Genomic DNA, 23,218 nt, shown 5'->3' with positions numbered 1-23,218 from the left:
CATTTTGTGAGAACTCTATATTATATGGGAAAAACATAGGTTTTTATCTATCCTCTGGGGGTGAGTTAAGGAAGTGGTCGAGAAAATTGTAAAGGAATTTTTGGGATAGAAATCTCATCCTCAATTCATGTTTGATAAAGGGCAGGAGGAAACACAATTGAAAAAGTTCTTATTATCATTATTAGGTGGAGTAATAATAGGAGGAATTATTTGTTCCATTTTCATGGACTATCAAAATTCGAACTATGTAGTTCAATATTTTGGTGAGGAAGAGAAGGAAGTTAAAGAGTGGGATTTTATGTATATTTCACAAGCTGGTTTCGTAATTTTAGCAACCACCCTATTGATCTATTTTTCTTGGGGCGTTGTAGAAAAACGAGTCGATAAAGACAATGAGATGTAAATATTTATAATGTTTGGTAATATTTAATGGTTTAATGTTATGTTACTGCTGCTTTATGCTTATCAAGATAGAGCATAAAATACAGTTGATTGGGCTGTAAGGAATGAAAGTTGAAGGTAACTATTCTCGTGTTTAGCGGTACTATTGTTCTCTTCGCTATTTAGTACGGATGCGTATGCGGAGGGACAGAAAAAGGCACATAAACTCATCTTTAAGACGCGTCTTGAATGATTATCTAATTGTAACATTGCCATTAAGTATATAACAAAGTTCAAACAAGACATTGTGAGTAGGTCTTTTTTGGGGGACTATGACTTGTCCTTCAAGAAAAAGAAACTCCCATCAACAACCACGGTACGGTGGTCGAGTTTACCTTAAAGCTTTACCTCGAGAAATTTCAGTGAATTGAAAGTGCCTGAATGAAAAAAAAGCTAATCCAAATGGATTAGCTTTTTTTCATAACCGTTTCATTATTAGTAGGCACCTTGGTATGATCCTTTTTATAAACTCGTTGTAGCACGATGGACTGAACAATCATGAATAAGCCTCCGATTGACCAATACAGTGGCAATGCTGCAGGAGCAGAGAAAGAAATGAATAAAATCATCACTGGTGAGAGCAGGCTCATCAGCTTCATTTGTTTCTGCTGTTCTTCCGGCATTTGTCTCATAGAAATGACTGATTGGAAATAATAGATGACACCAGCGATAACCGCCATGGCAATATTCGGCTGGCCAAGGCTGAACCAAAGGAAATTATGGGTCGCAATTTCATGGGAACCTTGAATCGCATAATAAAAGCCCATTAGAATCGGCATTTGGATTAAAAGCGGCAGACATCCCATATTTAGAGGGTTGACTCCGTGTTTTTGGTATAGCTGCATCATTTCCTGTTGCAGGGCCTTTTGTTTTGCTGGATCTTTTGTTTCTTTAATTTTCTGCTGGATTGCTGTCATTTCCGGTTTCAGCCCATTCATCTTCGTTTTCATGCTGAGCTGTGTTTTATATTGCTTGGCAGTCAGTGGAAGCAAGACAAGACGGATGAGAAATGTCATCATAATGATACTTAAACCATAGTTACCATTAAATATATCAGCATTAAATTCAAGCATTTTTGTCATGGGGTTAACCAATGCTGTATGAAATGGGCCGCTGGTTGCTGCAGAGCATCCTGTCAAAAGGGTTGTAGCTAGAAATAGGACGGTAATTAGAAACATGCTTTTCTTCTTCAAAATAATTCCTCCTCGAATTGTTAGTGGTTAAACAACAATAAGGAGGCTTGGCTCATCGGAATCATCGGGTGAATCCTTTTGCCGGATAAATGTGAAAAAGCGCTGTGCACCCCGCCAGTCAAAAATGCTGCATGCTTGAACAGGGGATTTACTTTTATCTGAATGAATGGAAGCTTGATATTTATCGTTCAAAAGCGATTGCTTTTTATTTAAGAAGTAAAACGCAGCCAGTGGAAAGACAAAGGTCAATAAGTAACCTGCCCATACCGCATGGCGAACGGTCTGATAATCGAATTCTAATAATAATTCCCACATAGGAATCCCTCGTTTTTTCTAAGATAAAAAAATTTAGTTCTGCTGGCCTCCAATTAATTTAGCATGAAGATTTAGGGGCCTAGAATAACTATCTTGATTTACTGAGTTTAAATCATTAAGAACACTATATCAAATTTTAGTGCAAGAAAGCTAAAAAATATAGGGTTTTTTTCAAAAAATACACAGGGAATATTTTCTGGAATATTAATTTGACGTTGAACCTCTTGTAGAATTCAGATCGTGAATGTAATTTGAGCGAAGATTGCACAAATGGACATTCGTCTACATATGGATAAAAGGATGTTCAATTAGAGGTGAAAAAGTATAAAACCATACGATTCATTCGACCAACATAACGGTACCGAAAATAATTTATATAAAATGCAAGCACATCTCCTAAACCTTGATAATGATTTCTCGGCAGCGCCTTACAATCTGAAAATCAGGAAATGGATGAAAGGACTCGCCCTGGTCCTTCGCACGGAGGTGGCCCGCCTCTTATTGCTTCGCATTTATTAATTCCACAATTTCCCGGTGAAATATTTAAGGGGTTCGGAATGTTTTAATTCCGAACCCCTTTTGTCTACAAACTGAAACAATCGCATTAGGGATTGTTTTTTCATTTTTTAATTCATTCAAAGTTTCAATCCAAAAAATAATCAGGAAAATCGGAGATGATACCATCTAACTTCATCTTTTTGAACATGCGTATTTGTTTTTTATTGTTGACGGTCCATGTATACACTTTCATCCCGTGCTCCTGGATGCGCATTTGCAGCTTAGGACTCATAATCGTTTGCTTTGGATTCAAAAATGATGCAAACTCTGCAATCTCTTTTAATTTTTGGTCATTAATTCGCCGTTTTATCAAAACGCCCACTTGTATTTCCGGCATTAGCTGATGAAACCTTTTCATGGATTCCAAATCGAACGAATGAACCATAACCCTATTATTCCCTGATGAATATTCTTGGAACCTTCCTAATTCTTCAGCAAGTTTCTTTTCAATGCCGGGATAAGAAGATGGATGTTTTATTTCGATTAAGATTCCAACTTCAGACCCGAAATTCTCCAATACCTCACTAAGTAAGGGAATCCTTTCGTTTTTATAACGAGTATGATACCAGCTCCCTGCATCTAATTCCTTTAATTCGGCCGCCGTGTAATCACGGAGGTTTCCTTTGCCGCTTGTGGTTCGATTCAGTGTGGGATCATGATGAACCACAATTACCCCATCTTTACTAAGATGAATATCCACTTCCAGGAAATCAGCTCCCAATTCAATTGCTTTATTAAAAGATGCCATTGTATTCTCGGGGCAATATCCAGATGCACCGCGATGTCCTATCTTAAGGGAGGGATGCTGCATAATGAAATTCTCAGGGAATTCACTCTTTGTTCTTTTAGAGTAGAGAACGAACAAGACAAGTATGGTAACCAAGATAATAAGTAAAAATGCAATCACCTTTCACACTCCTTTTAGACACATTAATTATAAAAATCTTCGTTATCTTTTACCCTAACTTAAATAAAATAAAAGAAATTTGCAATTTGACAGCCCCATTTCATAATTTTATATGTTAGATAGGAGAAAAACATGTTTTACACATTCCAGACTTAAGAGGATTTATTGGAAAGGTATGGAATACTTATAATTTAAGTATTAATAAAGGGGGAAAGCTGATGGAATTGCAGGTGAAACCGAAGTCTAAAAAGTGGAAGGGGAATTTTGGTTTATATTTTTCCCTGCCCATTATCTCATGGGCCTTATACGATTTTGCCAATACGATTTTTTCTTCTAATATCAATACGATTTTCTTTCCATTCTTCCTCCAGGAACAGATAGGGGAAAATGCTGTCCTAGATCAGATTGCCAGTACCTTCATCTCCTACGCAAATGCGATTGCCAGTTTGTTTCTTGTTTTGTTTTCCCCGCTGTTCGGGGTCATGATCGATAGAACGGGAAAAATGAAAAAATACATTATGATTTTCACACTCATTTCTGTTACAAGTACATTTTTAATGGGGATTTTCGGAGGGATTTCAATCGATGGGAAGTTTCTTGGCATCCCAATTTCCTTAGTGATCGTCATTCTTTTATTTGTAATCGCTAAGTTTTTCTATCATTCAAGTCTTGTTTTCTATGATACGATGATGAGCGATTTAGGTACGAAACAGCAATTGCCGCTTATATCAGGCTTTGGAGTGGCGGTAGGCTACCTTGGAACGTTAGTGGGACTGTCGATCTATCCATTTATAAGTAAAGGGAGTTCACATGAAGCCTTTATGCCTACGGCCATTTTATTTCTGGTTTTTTCGCTTCCTTTATTCTTTTTTTTAAAAGAGACCCCAAAACAGCAAAAAGCCAAACAACCTTTTTTATCCGGTTATAAGGAAATTAAATCAACATTCAAAGAGATGCAATCCTATCGATCGGTTTTTACATTCATGATTGCTTATTTCTTTTTAAACGATGCAATTGCGACCACTATTGGCATGATGGCCGTATATGCCAAGACGGTTGTCGGATTTTCTTCAAGCGGATTCATTTTGCTTTACTTGGTATCGACAGTATCAAGTATTGCCGGATCGTTTCTGTTTGGATACATCACTCAGTCGAAGGGATCGCGGATAGCTGTGACATATGTGGGAATTCTGCTCTTGGTCGCTTTATTTATTGCGGTCTTTGCACAAAACGCTCTTTGGTTTTGGGTTGCAGGAAGTATGTTCGGCATTTCGCTGGGGTCGATGTGGGTGACATCACGGACATATATCATTGAATTGACCCCGGATGAGAAGAGGGGACAATTTTTTGGACTATTTGCATTCTCTGGAAAAGTCTCTTCAATAATCGGTCCGCTTTTATATGGAACGATTACGTTGGTTTTCCATGACCTCGGTACATTGGCGAGCCGGATGGCATTAGGGTCACTGATTATCATGGCGGTAATTGGTCTGGCCTTTCTTATGAAAATGAAGGGGTTGGAAGAAGTGAAATAAGGAAAAGGGAATGGAGCAAAGCCCATTCCCTTCATAATCTTTATACCAAAATCAAGGTGACATCAATGTTTCCACGAGTTGCTTTTGAATAGGGGCAGGTCATGTGGGCTTTTTTGACAAAGTCTTCGGCTTCTTCTCTGCTTAAGTCAGGAATTGAAACATCCAACTTTACAGCCAATTTAAAGCCACCGTCTTCCTCATCTTTACCGATCGTGACATTTGCCGTCACGGAAGTATCGACTTTTTGCTTTTCTTTTTGCAGAACAAGATTCAAGGCACTGTCAAAACACGCAGCATAACCGGCTGCAAATAACTGTTCAGGGTTTGTAGCTCTCTCACCGGAACCACCCAATTCCTTAGGTGACCTCACATCGAAATCCAGAATTCCGTCCTCTGACTTAACATGTCCTTCACGACCTCCGTGTACGGTAACTGTAGCTGTATATAATGGTTTCAATGAAAACACTCCTTTGTATATTCTTACTATCATTAGTTCCCGCCTGTAAGCCTTATTAAACAAAATAAAGAGGGTTTATAGAGTGCATTGTTTGAAATTTGGTTATTAATCGGTTTTAAATTGGAAGAATTTGTTTTATAATGAACTGTATTAGGAAGTGTAATACACCCAATGTTCAAGGAGGGTTGATGATGTTTGAATTGGATGTACAAAGCAGAAAGCCGATATATGAGCAATTGATGGATAAGTTTAAGGAACTAATGATCAATGAAGTTTTACAGGAACATAATCAGCTCCCATCCATTCGAATATTGGCCCACGAATTGACCATCAATCCAAATACAATCCAAAAAGCATACAAGCAGCTTGAATCCGACGGGTATATTTATACTTTACCAGGCAAAGGGAATTTCGTAGCACCTCCTAAATCTTTGAAAAATTCATTAAATGAAGAAAAGATCAGAAACGAGCTTGCAAAGGTTCTCGCTGAGGCTCTATATATCGGGATTAATAAACATGAAATTTATAGATTAGTAAAAGAAATCAGTCCATTGGCAAAGGGGGGAGATTCATGATTGAAATAAAACAGGTGAGTAAATTATATGAAGGAAAAGAAGCAATCAAGAACGTCACCTTGGACATACAAAAAGGCTCCATATTCGGGTTATTAGGTTCAAATGGGGCGGGGAAAACGACTCTATTAAAAATGCTTTCAGGCAATCTGATACAGGATTCCGGTGAAATCTTTATTGATCGATCATTTGTGTTTGAAAACCGTGAAGTGAAAAATCGTTGTTTCTTCCTCCCTGATACGCCATATTTCCTGGCTAACTATACGATCATGCAAATGGCCGGTTTTTATAGCCATATTTATAGTGATTGGAATCAAGAACGTTTTTACCAATTGCAGGAAGTTTTCTCAATGCCTTTCCAATATAAAATACATAAACTATCAAAGGGGATGCAGAGACAGGTTGCTTTTTGGCTCGCACTCTCGACGATGCCGGAAGTTCTCATCCTAGATGAACCGCTTGATGGGCTAGATCCGGTCATGCGTAAAATTGTTAGACAGTTGTTGATTCAGGATGTCTCGGAAAGGGAAATGACGGTATTAATATCGTCTCATAATCTCCGGGAAATTGAAGATTTAGCTGACCATGTAGGGATATTGCATAAGGGAGAGCTTGTTATCCAAAAGGATTTGGACGACTTAAAAGCGGATGTACATAAAGTCCAAATTGCCTTTAAACATAAAATCCCCCATGGTTTATACCGTGGAGTTCAAATTCTTAACAAGGAAAGACGCGGCAGCGTGATCGTTTGCATTGTTAAAGGTAAAGAATCCGTGATTAAATCGCACTTTAATCAATTTCAGCCAGAAATATTCGATATTCTCCCCCTAACTCTAGAGGAGATATTCATTTATGAAATGGGGGATATAGGTTATGTCATCCAGAATAACCTGGTTTAATAAAGAATTGATTATCTATATTTTCAGAAGCACTGGCTGGATTGGTTTCCTCTACTTCGTCGGCTTAATATTTGTACTGCCTCTAGAAATGTTAACGATTATTTTGAATGAGAATAATGAATATGTAGTATTCGAAAACCTTTTTTCCAGTAAGCAGATGATTCAATATGTCTTGGTCATCGCTATTCCAGTATTACTTGCCATCTTCCTTTTTCGATTTTTGCAGATGAAACAAGCTTCAGATTTTATTCATAGTTTACCGATTACTAGACGAAACATCTATTTTCATATGATTGGGACGGGAATGGGCTTCATAGTTTTGCCTATTATACTTACAGGGTCAATATTGATATTATTCCACTCTGCAATAGACATAGAAAGGCTTTATACCATGACGGATATTTGGTCCTGGATGGGAATTACATTTATTTTGGAAGCTTTGATCTTTTCTGTTGCCGTTTTAATGGGAATGGTGACGGGATTATCAGCCTTGCAAGGCTTGCTGACCTATATTTTTCTAGCTTTGCCGGTGGGATTGTTTGTATTGTTTGCAGCCAATGTGAAGTTTTTGATAGCAGGATTTTCTGCAGATTATTATCTTAGTGCCAATATGAATGCCATTTCACCCTTATTAGCTGCAACGGAGATGGAAAAAATCACTTTTTTCTCAGCTGATATATTAATCTACAGTATATTGACCTTTCTTTTTTTGTTTAGTTCTCTTTTTCTATATGAGAGGAGAAAGCTGGAGCATGTATCGCAGGCATTTGTTTTCCCTAAGATAAAACCATTATTTAAATTTGGACTGACTCTATGCATGATGCTGTTGACAGGGCTTTATTTTAGCGGAACGACGGGTAAACCTGGCTGGATTTTCTTCGGATATATCATCGGTTCTTTACTTGGATATTATTTAGGGGAAATCGTCCTGCAAAAGACTTGGCGAATACGGCTCAACCTGAAAGGTTATACAGCATTTACAGTGTTTATTATTGTTCTGGCGCTCATTTTAAAAATAGACCCCATTCAGTATATGTCCAAGATTCCTGATGAAAAGATGATTAACCAAATATATATTGGCGATGCTCCTTTATTTTTTGATGATGACACGTTGGATAATGCACCCACTTATCTTAAAGAGAAGGAAAATAAAGAAGCGATCAGGTTATTGCATCAGCAAATTATCGAAAAGGGAAAAAAAGTTTCCATTGGTGAATTGGATGATGGAAAATCTGTATTTCTGATGTATGAACTCAAGAATGGAAAACGGTTAGCAAGGGAGTATCATTTGCAAAACTATGACTTATACATGCCGCTATTGGCGAAAATATATGAGTCGAGTGAATATAAAAAAACGGTTAATGAGTTATTGAATGTTTCCGCTGAAGACGTTTCTAAAATCAAGATAACGGCGAGCGGACAAGTCGAAAAATCAGTAACGATTACGGATAGTCAACAAATGGAAGAAGCCGTGCAGGCTTTGTCGGAAGACCTGAATAATCAGTCGTTCGCCCAAATGACAACTTCATTTGGTGATTATGCCTCCATTGACATTCTTTTGAATAATAACAAAATCATTTATATGAATTGGGACTCTTCTTATACTCAGTTTTCAAAATGGATGGAAAATTCCGGACACGCGGAAGAAGCGCGGTTAATGGCTGATGATATCTCTTATATTCTGGTTGCAAAGACGGATCCGAAAATTTATAATTCGAATTCTGAAAGTGAACTTGTACAACAGATTGAACAAAAGCCGAATCGCATGAAAATTAACACGTCTCCGGAAATCGAAACGGCCATTGATAATGCCCAAATCGATTGGGGCGGAGAGTATTCAGCTGCCTTTTATTATAAAGATAGCAGAGATGTGGATATCAAGAGTTTTTCTGGCGAACATGTTCCCGGCTTCATTTTAGATCATTTTAACGAATGAGTGGCAAGGTGAACAAAGATATGCCGCCTGTACACTGTGGATGAAAGGAATAAAATATAAAAGGATGCCGCCCTACTACGGGCGGCATCCTTTTGCAATGCATAAGACTTATTTTTGTGTTTCTATACTTTAAAGTTTTACGACGTTTTTAGCCTGTGGTCCGCGGTTTCCTTCTTCGATCTCGAATTCAACCTCTTGACCTTCATCAAGGCTCTTGAATCCCTCTCCCTGAATGGCGGAAAAATGTACGAATACATCATCTTCGTTTGGGACCTCGATAAATCCAAATCCTTTGTCACTATTGAACCATTTTACTTTACCTGTTACTGTCATTCGATGAATCCTCCTAAAAAATTAAAAAATATTAATGGTGATGATTTTACCTAGATGGAAAAATCAATTTCACACATTATCAAGCACCCTCACTCAAGTTAAAATTATCATACGAAGATGCTTGGTAATATGTGAATGACCAACAGGAAATATTAACCTTATACCATTTTTAACCTCTGGGGTCATTTCCAGTTTTTTTATATATACCCACCTGTATAAAGGATAAAACAAATGGAAGTAATTTATACATTGTGAATTGGGGAAAATACTATTAGGGAGGTTTTATAAGGGGAAGTATAACAGTATTGATGCTAGGTATTTTCCTGGATTGAAAGTTGACGAAGGTTTCCATGGCCAAGAGTAAAAGTCTTGATTCCCTTATGTTGAAAGTAGAGAAACAATTTGGCATTAAAGTTTTTCACGAAAATAATCGGGTATAGGATAAGAAAGAAAGGACTGATGGAAAATGAAGAAATTATTAAAAAGGGCCCTCATATTTGCTGCTCCCATCATATTCAAAGAAGTAAAGAAACGATGGAAACATAAACGGAATCAAAAAGCGATGAAAACAGCAAGGTAAGTTGGAAAAACAATGAAAAAATGAACGATTATCATAAGGATTCGAGTAAGGGCGCTGATTAAGCGTCTTTTGTTTTGCTATATGAATAAATCCTTTTATAGTGTTCCATTCACCTCTACATCTTTCCTTCATATCGTGTTAAAATAGTAAGGTTGATTGAAATGAATGCCGAGTAGCCAAGGCTTAAGCCTTATGATATATTGCTTCTTACATATATTGTGTATGATCAGGATCTTTGCATACAAAGAAAGGTTGACATTCCAATGTAAAAATTACGATAAATCCCCTATATATTTTTTATTGATAACTCCAATAATGAAAGGAACATTTTATGACTACATTAAAAGACGAGGTCCAATCTCGAAGGACCTTCGCAATCATCTCTCACCCGGATGCCGGGAAAACGACTTTGACAGAAAAATTATTGCTGTTTGGTGGCGCTATTCGTGATGCCGGAACAGTTAAAGCAAGAAAAACAGGAAAATATGCTACAAGTGACTGGATGGAGATAGAGAAGCAACGGGGAATTTCCGTTACATCCTCGGTCATGCAATTTGATTATGATGATTTCCGTGTTAATATTCTCGATACACCAGGTCACCAAGACTTCAGTGAAGACACATATCGTACACTGATGGCTGTTGATAGCGCCGTGATGATCATCGATTCGGCAAAAGGGATCGAGGATCAGACGGTTAAATTATTCAAAGTATGCCGGATGAGGGGTATCCCGATTTTCACTTTTATCAATAAAATGGACCGACAAGGTAAAATGCCGCTCGAATTGCTTGCCGAACTTGAAGAGGTATTGGGTATAGAAACATATCCAATGAACTGGCCGATTGGTATGGGAAAAGACTTCGTGGGCATTTACGACAGGTTCAATAATCGGATTGAACAGTTCAAAACTGAAGGGGAAGAGCGTTTCCTTCCGTTGAATGACGAAGGTGAACTCGAAGTGGATCATAAACTTAAGGATTCCCAGTTATATGAGCAAACTTTGGAAGAAATCATGCTGTTGACGGAAGCGGGTAACCAATTCTCTGAAGAAAACATTGCGAATGGAAAACTTAGTCCCGTATTTTTCGGAAGTGCTTTAACGACATTCGGTGTTCAGACGTTTTTGGATGCTTATCTGAAATTTGCACCAGCCCCACAAGCACGGATGACAACGTCAGGTGAAATGGATCCTGTCAGTAATGATTTTTCTGGCTTCATTTTCAAGATCCAAGCGAATATGAACCCGAAACACCGTGATCGGATCGCTTTCCTTCGTATCTGCTCCGGTAAATTCGAGCGTGGAATGAGTGTCAACTTGAGCAGGACGGGGAAACCAATCAACCTTTCTTCCTCTACTCAATTCATGGCAGATGATCGGAACACCGTAAACGAAGCCGTAAGCGGGGATATCATCGGTTTATATGATACCGGGAACTACCAAATCGGCGATACGATTACAACAAGCAAAGACATGTTCCAGTATGAAAGGCTACCGCAGTTTACACCGGAACTATTCATGAGGGTAACAGCTAAAAACGTCATGAAACAGAAACATTTCCATAAAGGTATTAACCAACTTGTACAAGAAGGGGCAATTCAGCTCTTCAAAACGGTTCGGATGGAAGAATACCTGCTTGGTGCGGTTGGGCAACTTCAATTTGAAGTATTCGAGCATCGAATGAGGAATGAGTACAATGTTGAAGTCGTGATGGAGCGCATGGGCAGTAAGATCACACGTTGGGCTGAAGATGAAAAGCTTGATGAAAATCTTCATAGCACAAGAAGCATTCTTGTTAAAGACCGGTTTGATAAATATGCATTTTTATTTGAAAACGAATTTGCACTTCGTTGGTTCCAAGATAAAAATCCTGACGTGGAATTATATAATCCAATGGATTTGAAATAATGGAGAGGCCCGTGTTATACACGGGCTGTTTTTTTATGGCTAATTTTACTGCCGAAGACGCAATCCAAGAAGATGAAGAAAAATTCTTCCGGTTAATAGAAGAAGAAGCGCTGCCAAAGGCTACATAGTCCTGATTGACCACTATGAGAAAAAACTGTTTCATTATTTAGTAAAGATCAATCAGACAGCCAAGGAATTAGCTCAAATAATTATCGAATCACATAAAAGTCATTATGATGGAATGACTTAAACATATATCAATGGAAGGAGCTTGGTGGAGGTCGCGTTTTATAAGAGCAAAGAATATCACTGTAAAAATAAATTCTACTAAAATATTCCTTTGACAATCTCCCGAAACTCCTTTATATTTAGCTAGTACTTTAGTGCTTAAAAGCGTTTCAGTAATTGTAGGGAGTGAAAAGGTCCTATCCTTACCTCAGAGAATATACAAAATGAAAGCGGGGAAATACATTATGCGTCTGGAGGATGCAAAGCTAAAACTCTCCTTACCTGAAGCAATTGGGGTTTTGGCAATTCTATTCTTAATTATTGCAACTGGTATCATACATTATGAACTTGGCCCCCATATTCCAATTATAGCGGCTATCCTTTTCTTATTTGTTTATGGAAAGATCAAGAAGCTGCCATTTTCAATTATGGAGGCGGCTATCGTTAAAGGTGCAGTTTCTGGTATGGGAGCTATCTACATATTCTTTTTCATTGGAATGCTAATTTCGATCTGGATGGCGAGCGGGACGATCCCTACCATCATGTACTATGGGTTTGACTGGATTACTGGTGAATCTTTCTATGCGGTCATATTTCTGGTGTGTTCGCTACTTGGGCTCTGTATCGGAAGTTCACTTACAACATCAGCTACAATCGGCGTTGCTTTCATAGGTATGGCGACGGCGATGGATTTATCGTTGGCGATCACGGCCGGTGCAATCATTTCCGGCGCATTTCTTGGGGATAAAATGTCTCCATTATCCGACTCGACCAACCTTGCTTCGGGAACGGTTGGAGTATCATTATTTGAACATATCAAAAATATGCTTTGGACAACGATTCCAGGTTTCTTAATATCACTTATCATCTTTTACTTCCTTTCACCTAATGTCAAATTGGCTCGCGTTGAGGAAATTGAAGCCATGACCAAAGCCCTGGAAATGGAAACGAACATAAGCATATGGAGTTTGATTCCGTTTGTCGTCGTTCTAGTCATGGCTTTGAAAAAGGTGTCAGCCATTCCGACATTGTCGGCAGGAATCATTTCGGCAGCCATCATCGCTTTCATTCAAACGCCTAATTTGACGGTTGCAAAGCTAGCAGATATTTTATACGGCGGATTTGTACTCAAGAGTGGAATGGATCAACTTGACTCAATCCTATCGAGGGGCGGCATTGAAAGTATGATGTTCTCCGTTTCTATGGTGTTGTTGGCATTGGCGATGGGCGGACTATTGTTTGAATTGGGAGTCATTCCTTCTATTTTAAATGCGGTCCAGGGTTCATTGACGAGTGTAGCGAAATTGATTTCCGCTACTGTATTTACAGGAATCAGCGTGAATTTCTTAGTGGGTGAACAGTATTTGTCAGTTATACTGCCTGGGAAAGCCTTTCAGCAGAAATATGAAGATTTAGGCTTGCAGCCAAAAACTCTTGCGAGGGTACTTGAAGATGCAGGAACAGTTGTTAATCCTCTGGTTCCTTGGGGTGTCTGCGGTGTATTCCTGACACAGGTATTGGGTGTTTCAACCCTTGAATATGCCCCATTTACATTCTTCTGCTTACTTTGTCCTTTGCTTAGTTTGATTGCAGGCTTTACGAAAATGGGTATCCATTATAAATGAAAAAACAGGCGGTCGGTTTCGACTGTCTGTTTTTTTATGTGATATTCCATAACCAAACAAGGAGAGAAGGGTATGACTAAAACCCCCTGACATGAACAGAAATGTCAGGGGGTGAAGGATTTGATTGTTTATTTTGAAGAAGCGATCTCATCTTTTGGGATGGACACGACCTTTTCTTTCTGTTCAAGTAAATTCATTCGCATTACGACATTTTGGAATATTCCCATTGAAAGCATGAGCAGCAGTAGGGAAGATCCTCCATAACTGATGAATGGAAGGGTAATCCCTGTAATTGGGATAAGCCCTGTCACTCCGCCTACGTTGATGCCTACTTGAATGCCGATCATGGATGAGATGCCGATCAATAATAGACTACCAAATGGATCGTTGCATTTTGCTGAAAGTACATATCCCCTAAGGACGATAAAACCTAGTGTCAATAGAACGAATCCCACTCCGAATATCCCAAGCTCTTCGGCAATGACTGACATGATGAAATCCGTATGTGATTCAGGCAGGTACCCGTATTTTTGTACACTGTCACCAAGTCCTACACCAGTAAGGCCACCAGATCCTATCGCGAATAATGAATTCACGAGTTGATACCCGCTTTCTCCTGCTTTTCCAAAAGGATCTGCAAATCCTGTAAAACGTGACAACTTATTTTCAGAGAGAACGGATGAGAAGTTCCCTGTCACGATTACACCTAAAGCAAATATGGCAACGAATATCGCTGTAATCAAAGAGAGTTTGAAAATACTCTTAAAAGACATCCCAGATGAAATGATCATGGTACTTGAAATTAGGAAAATGACCGCTGCCGTTCCATAGTCAGGCTGTATTCCGATTAAAAAACAGATGAATACTAGAAAGAAAATGGGAGGGATGACGGCTTTGTCAATACTATTAATCCGATCCTGTCTTTTTCCGTAAATGGCTGCCAGATAAATGATCATAGCTAATTTGGAAAATTCTGCAGGTTGGAACGACTTTGTCCCTAACTTAAACCAGCTTGTGGCATTTCCTGCTGTATGACCGAAGATAAAGAGCAGCAAAAGGATACCGGCCATTCCGAACATCATTAACATCAAGAACATTTTACTTTTGTATATCTTATAAGGAAGAATCATCGTCACGATCATTGCCAGGAATGATATGACAAAGGTCGTTTTTTGTTTCTCGAAGAAGAAATCCATGGACTGGTGGTACCGAGCAACAGCAGTAATCATGCTCGAACTGTAAATCATCACTAAACCAAACAAACAGAGTAATACGACAGCGATGAAAATAGGGAAGTCGTATGCTTTAATTATTCTTTTCACTTGTGCGCTCACCTCAAATATGTATGCGCGAAAAAATCGCCTTCTTATATAGTAACGGAAAATCGGTTATATAGATAATAATTTTTATTCGATAATATGAATTTATCCTCCAAAACCCCATATTAAACACTAAATCCGATAAACTTGACAGCTGCAATTCCCTCTCTTGCTTATAGCCGTTTTCGGTTTCCTATACATTACCTTCGATAGTTAGTGTGAATTTCCCTTTAATTATAAATGGATTTTACTATATATTCCATTTTGGTGGTGCTATTATGGCTAGGAGATTACTATTCAAGGTAAATTCGTGAGAGGGATGATTTCATGGAACCTACTCATTCTTTTACGGGATTTCCAGGTTTCATATATAATCAATTGATCAGGGAGTTAGTAAAACATGATGAAGCAATAAATAAAATCTATTTGCTCGTTTTACCTCAACAAATCGTAAAGGCGGAAGCAGAAGTCGCAAGCATTGAAGATGATTGTAATGGAATGGAAATTGCCTTTGAAAAGGTGATTGGGGATATAACGAAAGAACATTTGGATATTTCATTGGATTTATTCGATGAACTTCAACATAAAGTCACACACATATTCCATCTTGCCGCGATATCGATTTAGCTGTCCCTGAAAAAATTGCCCTGCTTGACAATGTCGTAGGTATGGAACATGTAAACGAATTTGCTAAAGGAGTATCTAATCTTAATAGGTATACGTATTTTAGCACCGCTTATTTGGCAGGGAATCGGGAAGGGCTTCTTTACGAGCATGAATTGGTCTTTCCGAAAAGCTTCAAAAATCATAAACGGACAAAACTTGAGGCTGAATTACTTGTCGAGGAGCTTAAAAATGAGAATTCCTATTACCGTAATCAGGCCCGGGATTATTAAGGGGCATTCCAAAACAGGGGAAACGATTAAATTCGCTGGTCCCTATTTTAACCTTAATTTTCTTGATCGCCTTAGCTACCTCCCTTTATTTCCAATATTTCATCGGAGAGGGAAACGGTAGTGGACCTGGTTCAGATCGATTATATTATACAGGCTACTGCATCTCTGGCATTATATAATGAAGGTGCAGGGAAAACCTATCATTTAACTGATCCAACCCAGTAGGGCTAGATAAATTTATGAACTTTTCGTTGATGAATTGTAAGAAAAGACTAAAGGGCCATATTCCAATGGCACTAAATCAAGCGCTTCTATCAATGCGTCCAGTGTGGGCATATTTAGAGTGGAAAAAGAAGCCCTTGATTACTTCACTTGGAAAGGACGTTTTGACAGTCTGCAGCCCAAAAGGATTTAGCTGCTTCTGGAATCATTTGTCCTGATTTTAGGGAAGGTGTTCCTGATATGGCCGGTTTTTATCTAAAACATAAAAATGATAAGGAGTACCAGATAAGAATAAGGTAAAGAAAGGGGACTAGTTATGGAAGAAATACAAGGAAAGTGGGATGTGTATTCCCCGGCAACAGGTGAGAAGATTGCGGAAATCGTTCCAACTCCTCTGACGTCGATTCCTGATATATATATAAAATCAAGACATGCGTTCCAAACGTGGTCGAGTCTTCCCATCAAAGAACGGCTGCTATATTTAAAACGGCTTCGCTTATTGATGGTTGAAAAAATGGATGAAATAGCTGAAGTCATTTCAAAAGATACGGGAAAAGTAAAAATTGAAGCGCTTGTTGCTGACATCATGCCGACCATTGATGCGATCAAGCATATCGAGAAACATGCAGTAAAAGCTCTTTCCGGACAGAAGGTGTCCACTCCGCTCATGCTAATTGGTAAAAAATCCCATGTCCAATTTATGCCCCGTGGAACGGTTCTAGTCATTTCACCATGGAATTATCCGCTGCAGCTCTCCATGGTACCCATTCTTAATGCTCTAGCAGCAGGAAATACAGTCATAGCCAAGCCATCAGAGGTAACTCCTTTAGTTGGGCTGTGCATTGATAATCTGTTTCATGAAGCAGGTTTCCCAGAGGGAACTATACAGTTTGCGCATGGGGGAAAAGAATTGGGTGCGGCACTAACTGAGCAAAAACCAGATTATATATTTTTCACTGGATCTGTAAGGACCGGAAAAATGATTGGTGAGGTCGCAGCTAAACAACTGATCCCCACTACACTGGAGCTTGGCGGGAAGGATCCGATGATTGTTCTGCGTGACGCTAACCTGGAACGGGCTGTGAACGGGGCTCTTTGGGGTGCTTTTACAAACAGCGGGCAGGTGTGTATGAGTGTTGAAAGGGTTTATGTAGAACGTTCTGTTTATAAGGAATTCCTAACGATGCTTAAAGAAAAAACGAAGTCCATGAGGCAGGGGATTCAATTAAACGATGATATCGGTTCAATGACTTTCCCAGCACAAGTTGATATTGTGGCTGGACACCTGGAGGATGCACTGAATAAGGGGGCAATACTTGAAACTGGAACCTCTCCGAAAGAGTGGAAAACGGGACAGACCCACTTCATTCCGCCGACGATTCTGTCCAATGTCGACCACTCCATGAAAATCATGAAAGAAGAAACGTTCGGACCCGTGTTGCCTGTTGTGCCTTTTGATACGGAGGAACAAGTGATTGCCCTAGCAAATGAAAGTGAATATGGACTCAATTCGAGCGTATGGACGATGGACAGGGAAAAAGCAAATCGGATTGCGTCACAGTTAGTTACAGGAGCGGTGACGATCAATGATGTGCTGATTACTGTTGCTAATCATCATTTACCATTTGGGGGTGCCAAACAAAGTGGCATTGGCCGCTATCATGGCGAGCATGGATTGAAGATTTTCTGTCATGAAAAAGCGATCATGATCGATAAAGGTAAAAAGAATACAGAAATCCAATGGTATCCATATGATGGGAAATACACGAGGTTTTTATCGTTGTTTCAGAACTACTTTTCTGGAAAACCGAACTGGATCCGTTTTGGTAAAGAATATTTGCAGTTGATTAAATTATCCAAAGGGAAAAGAAGATGATGATCCAAATATAAAAAAGATTGTTATTTTCATAATAAGTGCGTATACTATTAATATATTTAATAACTGATTTTCCTTTCAAAGGGGAGTAGCGTTAGGGTTCGCCCTAAAACAAAGTCGTCATTACGTGAATGGAAACATTCATCGGCTTTGTTGACATGTTTTCATGTTCAGCAAGACCTTTGCCTATACGGCAGAGGTCTTTTTATTTTGCCAATGCCGATAGGGAGAAAATACAAACTATTGGAGGTTGAATGGATGGAAGCATCAATATTATTGGAATATGGCTGGGTCCTTCTCATCTTGGTTGGACTAGAAGGAATACTCGCTGCGGATAATGCAGTCGTCATGGCTGTCATGGTTAAACATTTACCAAAAGAACAACAACGAAAAGCCTTGTTTTATGGTCTGATGGGAGCTTTTGTTTTCCGCTTTGCAAGTCTATTCCTTATTTCCTTTCTTGTCGACGTGTGGCAAGTTCAAGCGATCGGTTCCATTTACTTACTTTTCATTGCTTTTCAGCACATTTACAAAAAATACGTCGGTAAAGGTGAGAAGGAAGTCACAAAACCTAAAAAGCAATCTGGCTTCTGGATGACCGTGGTAAAGGTTGAAGCTGCTGATATCGCTTTCGCAATCGATTCCATGTTGGCTGCCGTTGCGCTGGCTGTTACACTTCCTGCAACAGGCTGGATGAAAGTCGGCGGTATTGACGGAGGGCAATTCGCCGTTATGTTCCTCGGTGGTATGATTGGATTGATCATAATGCGGTTTGCAGCAAATGCATTCGTGAAATTGCTTCATCAGCGTCCTTCACTTGAAACGGCAGCATTTTTGATTGTAGGTTGGGTTGGGGTTAAGTTAGCGGTATATACACTTGCACACCCTTCACTGGCTATCATCGATCATCATTTCCCTGAATCAACCCTTTGGAAATCGATTTTCTGGGTCGTATTGATTGGAATTGCCGTAGGCGCGTGGATCATTTCAAGCAAAAAAGAAAAAAAAGAAAAACAAATACAAGAAGCATAAAAAAAACAGGCGTGCAAGTTTACGCCTGTTTTTTTATCTTCTTAATGTATTTATGGAGTGACCCACACAAGACCAGGGATGTTTACGAATGATATGTTAAAAGATATGAATATTAAATTCCGGTTAGAAAAATGACAATTGTCCCATTGATTTATACAATAATCCAGAAAAAGATATTTTACTGTAATTGCACTGTAATAAACGAGAAGAAACTAAGTATTTTATCATGTGGATATATTTTGTGATTTCATTTATATCGCAAAAATAGTTCTTTTAGCACTGTCTTTTAGACTCTCTCCGCTTAAGATAAGTATGTTGATGCGTATTTTTGTTCAACAGGAGCGAGGTGAGCAAATGCTTGGTTTGTTGTTTACAGCATTCAAAAAAAAGCGTTCTTTAGAAGAAACCGTATTGAAAATTCAACAAGGCGATATAAGCCTTCGTAATGATACTATAGAGTCTTTCAAACCTTTTATTGCAAAAACCGTCTCATCAATCTGCAGACGTTACATATACGAATCAGATGATGAATTTAGTATTGGGATGATTGCTTTTAACGAGGCAATCGATAAATATTCCCCTGAAAAAGGCCGTTCTTTATTGGCATTTGCCGAAACCCTCATTAAACGAAGGGTTATAGATTATTTAAGAAGCCAGTCGAAACGGAAAGAAGTCCTTTTGGATTTATCTCTGAATGATGATAATGATCAAAGCCATATATATATCGATAATGAAAATTCCATAAATGAATACGAGAAGCAAAAGGAATCGGAAAGAAGAAAAGAAGAAATTCACCTTTATATAAGCCATCTACAGGATTTTGGTCTGTCATTTGAGGATTTAGTCGAAAACTCTCCAAAACATGCGGATGCCAGGAAGGGAGCTATTATGATTGCTAAATTGTTAATGGAAGATGACGAACTGAAAGAAATTCTGTTTACAAAAAAGCGGCTGCCAGTAAAACAGCTTGAAGGAAAAGTGGATGTAAGCAGAAAAACGATTGAACGGAACAGAAAGTACATCATTGCTGTGGCAATCATAATAAACGGAGATTTTTTGTACTTGAATGATTATATAAAAGGGGCTATCAATGGATGAAAAAAGGAGTTATTCTTTCAGTTAATAAGCGTTTTGTAACCCTATTGACCCCCGAGGGTGAATTTCTAAAAACCAAAAGGCAGGAACAGGAATATGAAGTGGGTGAGGAAATCACTTTTTCGCCTATTAAAGAAAAGGTCACTTTAGCCTTTCCCAGTTTTAATTCATCTTTCAAAAAAAAGGCCGTGCTAAGCATTGCCTCCACTTTTTTGATTCTCTTTTCGTTTCTTCCATCTTATTTCTCTGGGCATGTATCGGCTTACATGACAATAGATGTGAATCCTAGCATTGAATTGGAGCTTGACCATCATTTAGAAGTTCTCAAACTTACCGGCTTAAATGAAGACGGCAAGCTTGTGATTGGTCAGCTGAAAGATTGGAAAGGTAAAGACATTAAGACGGTTACAAACCGAATCGTCGAAATGACGAAGCAACTTGGATATCTGAAAGAAAAAAAACAAATAGTCGTTTCCACAACGTTATTGGATAAAGATAAAAAACTGGATAAGAACTTAAAAAAAGAGATAAAAGAAATATCAGAACAGAATAATGTTTCTAATACGAAGATGAAAGTGATTCAGGCAACAAAAAGCGATAGGAAGCAAGCGAGGGAACAAGGCATATCCACAGGTAAGTATGTCGAAAAGAAGTTAAAGGAAGATAAAGAGAAGATAAAAGTCAATACGAGGGAGCCTGCACCTGCAACGGATAAAAAAGTCGAGGAAAAGGTTGTTACTCCGAAAGAGAAAAGCGAAACGCTGAGTACAGAAAATAAATCGGTTGATGAAAAGAAAAAAGATAACAATACAACAAATGAATTAAAGCAAAAGTCGGTAAATGATGCAAAACCAACTGAACAGAAAAACCTACGAACACCATCAGACCAAAATAAGGAAAAACCCAAACGTGAAGATAAAAATAGAAAACGGAATGAGATAAATGACTTTAAGGAAAAAAGTGTGGGATCAAAAGGAAAACCTGTTAGCAATCAAAATAATCACAGCAACCAATTAAAGGACAAGCAGAAAAATGAAAAGGGAAGAGAAAGAGAACAGAATAATGACGATCATAGAAGGCACGAAAATAAAAATAAAAAAGATCAAAAAGATAAACAAGATAAAATAGTTATAGAAGCTAAACAGGATTGGGATAAGGGGAAAAAGGGTAACGGCAATAACGGAAACGGCAATAATGGAAAAGGCAATAACGGAAAAGGCAATAATGGAAAAGGCAATAATGGAAACGGACAAGGGAATAATTAAAAGAGTCCAGCACGGAGCTGGACTCTTAGCCATGGATATTCAATTATGATAGTAATTATTGACCTTGACCTTTAAGTTGAGATTGAGCTTGTGCTACAAGTCGTTTCGTGATTTCTCCGCCAACTGAACCATTGGCACGTGCTGAAGTATCGGAACCTAATTGTACACCGAATTCTGATGCAATTTCATATTTGATTTGTTCTAATGCTTGTTCGATTCCAGGAACAAGAAGGTTGTTACTGCTGTTAGCCATTTGAATCTCCCCTTTACTTTTTCAACGGCTTTTGCCGCTGTAATGATAGTATAAGTAGAATGGGGAGTTTTACTTATAGGAGTGGGATCAAACTTTTTGGTAAACCTGCCTTATTGTTGTAAGTAAGTCAGTTTCAAAAGGGAATGGAAAAAAGAATGAAAAAAGGGTAAACTAGATTTTTAATGGTTATGTGATTCACATAACTATAAAGGAGTAAGAAAGGAAACTCTTTATGGTTGCTATCAAAAAAATATTATCAAAATTAACACCAGCTCAGCTTATCGTCGGTTATTATTTTTTAGCTGTCAGCATCTCGACAGCATTGCTTAGTCTGCCAGTTGCTCTTAAGCCAGGCGTGGAATTTACATTCATGGATGCATTATTCACAGCCGTAAGTGCAGTTAGTGTGACAGGCCTAACAGTTGTTAGTTTGCCCGAAGTGTTTAATGAGGTAGGCTATTTCATTCTTATGTTTGTTCTCCAATTTGGCGGTATTGGCATTATGACGCTTGGAACCTTTTTCTGGTTGATTTTGGGTAAGAAAATAGGCTTGAAGGAAAGACAATTGATCATGACCGATCAAAACCAATCGAATCTTTCGGGGCTTGTTAAATTATTGATTCAAATCATTCAAATATTTGTCGTTATTGAAATGATTGGAGCTCTTGTTTTAGGCATCTACTTTCTGAATTATTATCCAAACTGGAAAGAAGCCTTTTTAAATGGCTTATTTGTAGCAATAAGTGCCACCACGAATGCTGGTTTTGATATTACCGGTACTTCAATGATTCCCTATAAAGGCGATTATTTTGTACAGTTTATCACGATTATCCTGCTTACCCTTGGAGCTATTGGATTTCCGGTTTTAATTGAGTTGAAAGAATTTTTATCCAATAGTGCACGTACTTATAAGTTTCATTTTTCTTTGTTTACAAAACTGACATCAGTTACTTTCTTGTGCCTTATAATTGGGGGAACTATCTTTATCTTCCTGCTGGAGATGAACGGGTTTTTTAAAGATAAGAGTTGGCATGAATCATTTTTCTACTCTCTATTTATGTCATCGAATACGAGAAGCGGTGGCCTAACAACGATGAATGTGAGCGATTTCTCAGAACCCACCCTTTTATTGATGAGCATCTTGATGTTTATTGGAGCATCTCCTAGTTCAGTGGGCGGAGGTATCCGGACAACCACCTTTGCTATAATGATGCTCTTTTTATGGAATTTTATGAGGGGAAGACGATCTATTAAAGTATTCAAACGAGAGATTCATCCTGATGATATTCGTAAGGCGACAGCAGTTATGATTATGGGATCCATATTATGCATTATGGCAGTCTTCATTTTATCAATTACTGAGAATTTTACTTTGATGCAAATCATTTTTGAAGTATGTTCGGCTTTCGGTTCTGTGGGTCTTTCAATGGGTATCACTCCCGAACTCAGTAATATCGGTAAAATTGTCATTATGATTATCATGTTTATTGGCAGGGTCGGAATTACGTCCCTTCTCTATATCATTGGTCATAAAGAAGTTACGGAAAATTATCATTATCCAAAGGAACGCGTCATCATTGGGTAAATGATTTAAGTTGAACAGAGACCTTTCCATCGAGGAAAGGTTTTTTTTGTTGTTTGCAGGAATCAAAGGTAAAATGTTGAAGTTTACCTATAAGTGAGTTTTTTACCGTTTTAATATACAGTATATGCATAATTTGAACCCTTACTTGCTGGAATTCCATTGAATGAAGTTAAATCATTTTAGTAAAGGA

General features: G+C 38.4%; 21 protein-coding genes. 14 read left to right on the top strand and 7 right to left on the bottom strand.

The genetic code is table 11. The features are described 5' to 3' along the window. The first annotated feature begins 157 nt into the window (after positions 1-157). A complete protein-coding gene (locus tag ACQKKK_RS03845) occupies positions 158-403 on the top strand; it encodes a hypothetical protein (protein WP_427614226.1) in 246 nt (81 codons plus the stop codon). A gap of 445 nt (positions 404-848) precedes the next feature. Here the strand turns inward: ACQKKK_RS03845 and yidC are convergent, their stop codons facing one another. The 3 genes from yidC to ACQKKK_RS03830 form a co-directional block, all read right to left on the bottom strand. Continuing rightward, on the bottom strand, positions 849-1,634 hold the full coding sequence (yidC, locus tag ACQKKK_RS03840) for a membrane protein insertase YidC (protein WP_427614225.1): 786 nt from the start codon (positions 1,632-1,634) through the stop codon (positions 849-851). 27 nt (positions 1,635-1,661) lie between these two features. Next, positions 1,662-1,949: a hypothetical protein gene (locus ACQKKK_RS03835; RefSeq protein WP_427614223.1), complete on the bottom strand. Its 288-nt coding sequence runs from the start codon at positions 1,947-1,949 to the stop codon at positions 1,662-1,664. A 643-nt stretch (positions 1,950-2,592) separates the two neighbouring features. Beyond that, positions 2,593-3,414: a glycerophosphodiester phosphodiesterase gene (locus ACQKKK_RS03830; RefSeq protein WP_427614221.1), complete on the bottom strand. Its 822-nt coding sequence runs from the start codon at positions 3,412-3,414 to the stop codon at positions 2,593-2,595. A gap of 218 nt (positions 3,415-3,632) precedes the next feature. Here ACQKKK_RS03830 and ACQKKK_RS03825 point away from each other — a divergent pair, with 218 nt between their 5' ends. Then, on the top strand, positions 3,633-4,949 hold the full coding sequence (locus tag ACQKKK_RS03825; RefSeq protein WP_427614220.1) for an MFS transporter: 1,317 nt from the start codon (positions 3,633-3,635) through the stop codon (positions 4,947-4,949). A 40-nt stretch (positions 4,950-4,989) separates the two neighbouring features. Here the strand turns inward: ACQKKK_RS03825 and ACQKKK_RS03820 are convergent, their stop codons facing one another. Next, positions 4,990-5,406, bottom strand: coding sequence for an organic hydroperoxide resistance protein (locus tag ACQKKK_RS03820; protein WP_427614218.1), 417 nt, complete (start codon positions 5,404-5,406; stop codon positions 4,990-4,992). A gap of 188 nt (positions 5,407-5,594) precedes the next feature. On the opposite strand from ACQKKK_RS03820, the gene ACQKKK_RS03815 reads away from it, so the two are divergent. From ACQKKK_RS03815 to ACQKKK_RS03805, 3 genes are read left to right on the top strand one after another with little or no spacing between them, the layout of a single operon-like run. Continuing rightward, a complete protein-coding gene (locus ACQKKK_RS03815) occupies positions 5,595-5,981 on the top strand; it encodes a GntR family transcriptional regulator (RefSeq protein ID WP_427614217.1) in 387 nt (128 codons plus the stop codon). Then, entirely contained in the window at positions 5,978-6,877 is a 900-nt protein-coding gene (locus ACQKKK_RS03810) for an ABC transporter ATP-binding protein (RefSeq protein WP_427614216.1), read from the top strand. The genes ACQKKK_RS03815 and ACQKKK_RS03810 overlap by 4 nt, the downstream gene beginning before the upstream one ends. Beyond that, the gene (locus ACQKKK_RS03805) at positions 6,852-8,813 is read left to right on the top strand and encodes a DUF6449 domain-containing protein (RefSeq protein ID WP_427614214.1); all 1,962 of its coding nucleotides are present in this window, start codon (positions 6,852-6,854) and stop codon (positions 8,811-8,813) included. The genes ACQKKK_RS03810 and ACQKKK_RS03805 overlap by 26 nt, the downstream gene beginning before the upstream one ends. A gap of 129 nt (positions 8,814-8,942) precedes the next feature. Here ACQKKK_RS03805 and ACQKKK_RS03800 read toward each other — a convergent pair whose 3' ends face one another. Further along, positions 8,943-9,146: a cold-shock protein gene (locus ACQKKK_RS03800; protein ID WP_061462203.1), complete on the bottom strand. Its 204-nt coding sequence runs from the start codon at positions 9,144-9,146 to the stop codon at positions 8,943-8,945. 911 nt (positions 9,147-10,057) lie between these two features. Here ACQKKK_RS03800 and ACQKKK_RS03795 point away from each other — a divergent pair. Both ACQKKK_RS03795 and nhaC read left to right on the top strand, forming a co-directional pair. After that, positions 10,058-11,632, top strand: coding sequence for a peptide chain release factor 3 (locus ACQKKK_RS03795; RefSeq protein ID WP_427614213.1), 1,575 nt, complete (start codon positions 10,058-10,060; stop codon positions 11,630-11,632). A gap of 473 nt (positions 11,633-12,105) precedes the next feature. After that, a complete protein-coding gene (nhaC, locus tag ACQKKK_RS03790) occupies positions 12,106-13,485 on the top strand; it encodes a Na+/H+ antiporter NhaC (RefSeq protein WP_427614212.1) in 1,380 nt (459 codons plus the stop codon). 128 nt (positions 13,486-13,613) lie between these two features. Here nhaC and ACQKKK_RS03785 read toward each other — a convergent pair whose 3' ends face one another. Continuing rightward, the gene (locus ACQKKK_RS03785; RefSeq protein ID WP_427614210.1) at positions 13,614-14,807 is read right to left on the bottom strand and encodes an FtsW/RodA/SpoVE family cell cycle protein; all 1,194 of its coding nucleotides are present in this window, start codon (positions 14,805-14,807) and stop codon (positions 13,614-13,616) included. Positions 14,808-15,131: 324 nt separating this feature from the next. On the opposite strand from ACQKKK_RS03785, the gene ACQKKK_RS03780 reads away from it, so the two are divergent. The 6 genes from ACQKKK_RS03780 (at position 15,132) to ACQKKK_RS03755 (ending at position 21,190) form a co-directional block, all read left to right on the top strand. Continuing rightward, entirely contained in the window at positions 15,132-15,431 is a 300-nt protein-coding gene (locus ACQKKK_RS03780; RefSeq protein ID WP_427614209.1) for an SDR family oxidoreductase, read from the top strand. A gap of 41 nt (positions 15,432-15,472) precedes the next feature. Then, positions 15,473-15,700 carry a hypothetical protein gene (locus tag ACQKKK_RS03775; protein ID WP_427614207.1) on the top strand — a complete coding sequence of 76 codons (228 nt, stop codon included), beginning with the start codon at positions 15,473-15,475 and terminating at the stop codon, positions 15,698-15,700. A 538-nt stretch (positions 15,701-16,238) separates the two neighbouring features. After that, positions 16,239-17,798, top strand: coding sequence for an aldehyde dehydrogenase family protein (locus tag ACQKKK_RS03770; RefSeq protein WP_427614206.1), 1,560 nt, complete (start codon positions 16,239-16,241; stop codon positions 17,796-17,798). Between the two features lie 258 nt (positions 17,799-18,056). Beyond that, positions 18,057-18,830 carry a TerC family protein gene (locus tag ACQKKK_RS03765; RefSeq protein WP_427614204.1) on the top strand — a complete coding sequence of 258 codons (774 nt, stop codon included), beginning with the start codon at positions 18,057-18,059 and terminating at the stop codon, positions 18,828-18,830. A 354-nt stretch (positions 18,831-19,184) separates the two neighbouring features. Further along, a complete protein-coding gene (gene sigI / locus ACQKKK_RS03760; protein WP_427614772.1) occupies positions 19,185-19,928 on the top strand; it encodes an RNA polymerase sigma factor SigI in 744 nt (247 codons plus the stop codon). After that, positions 19,925-21,190 carry an anti-sigma factor domain-containing protein gene (locus ACQKKK_RS03755; protein WP_427614202.1) on the top strand — a complete coding sequence of 422 codons (1,266 nt, stop codon included), beginning with the start codon at positions 19,925-19,927 and terminating at the stop codon, positions 21,188-21,190. Before sigI ends, ACQKKK_RS03755 begins: the two co-directional genes overlap by 4 nt. A gap of 55 nt (positions 21,191-21,245) precedes the next feature. Here the strand turns inward: ACQKKK_RS03755 and ACQKKK_RS03750 are convergent, their stop codons facing one another. Next, positions 21,246-21,443 carry an alpha/beta-type small acid-soluble spore protein gene (locus ACQKKK_RS03750; RefSeq protein WP_061462216.1) on the bottom strand — a complete coding sequence of 66 codons (198 nt, stop codon included), beginning with the start codon at positions 21,441-21,443 and terminating at the stop codon, positions 21,246-21,248. A gap of 232 nt (positions 21,444-21,675) precedes the next feature. Between ACQKKK_RS03750 and ACQKKK_RS03745 the strand changes: the two genes are divergently transcribed. Then, positions 21,676-23,028: a TrkH family potassium uptake protein gene (locus ACQKKK_RS03745; protein WP_427614201.1), complete on the top strand. Its 1,353-nt coding sequence runs from the start codon at positions 21,676-21,678 to the stop codon at positions 23,026-23,028. The last annotated feature ends 190 nt before the right edge of the window (positions 23,029-23,218 follow it).

It is taken from the genome of Peribacillus sp. NPDC006672 (assembly GCF_050274955.1).
GTDB lineage: Bacteria > Bacillota > Bacilli > Bacillales > DSM-1321 > Peribacillus.
The sequence above is the reverse complement of the archived record's forward strand: the minus strand, read 5'-3'. Positions and strand labels throughout refer to the sequence as shown.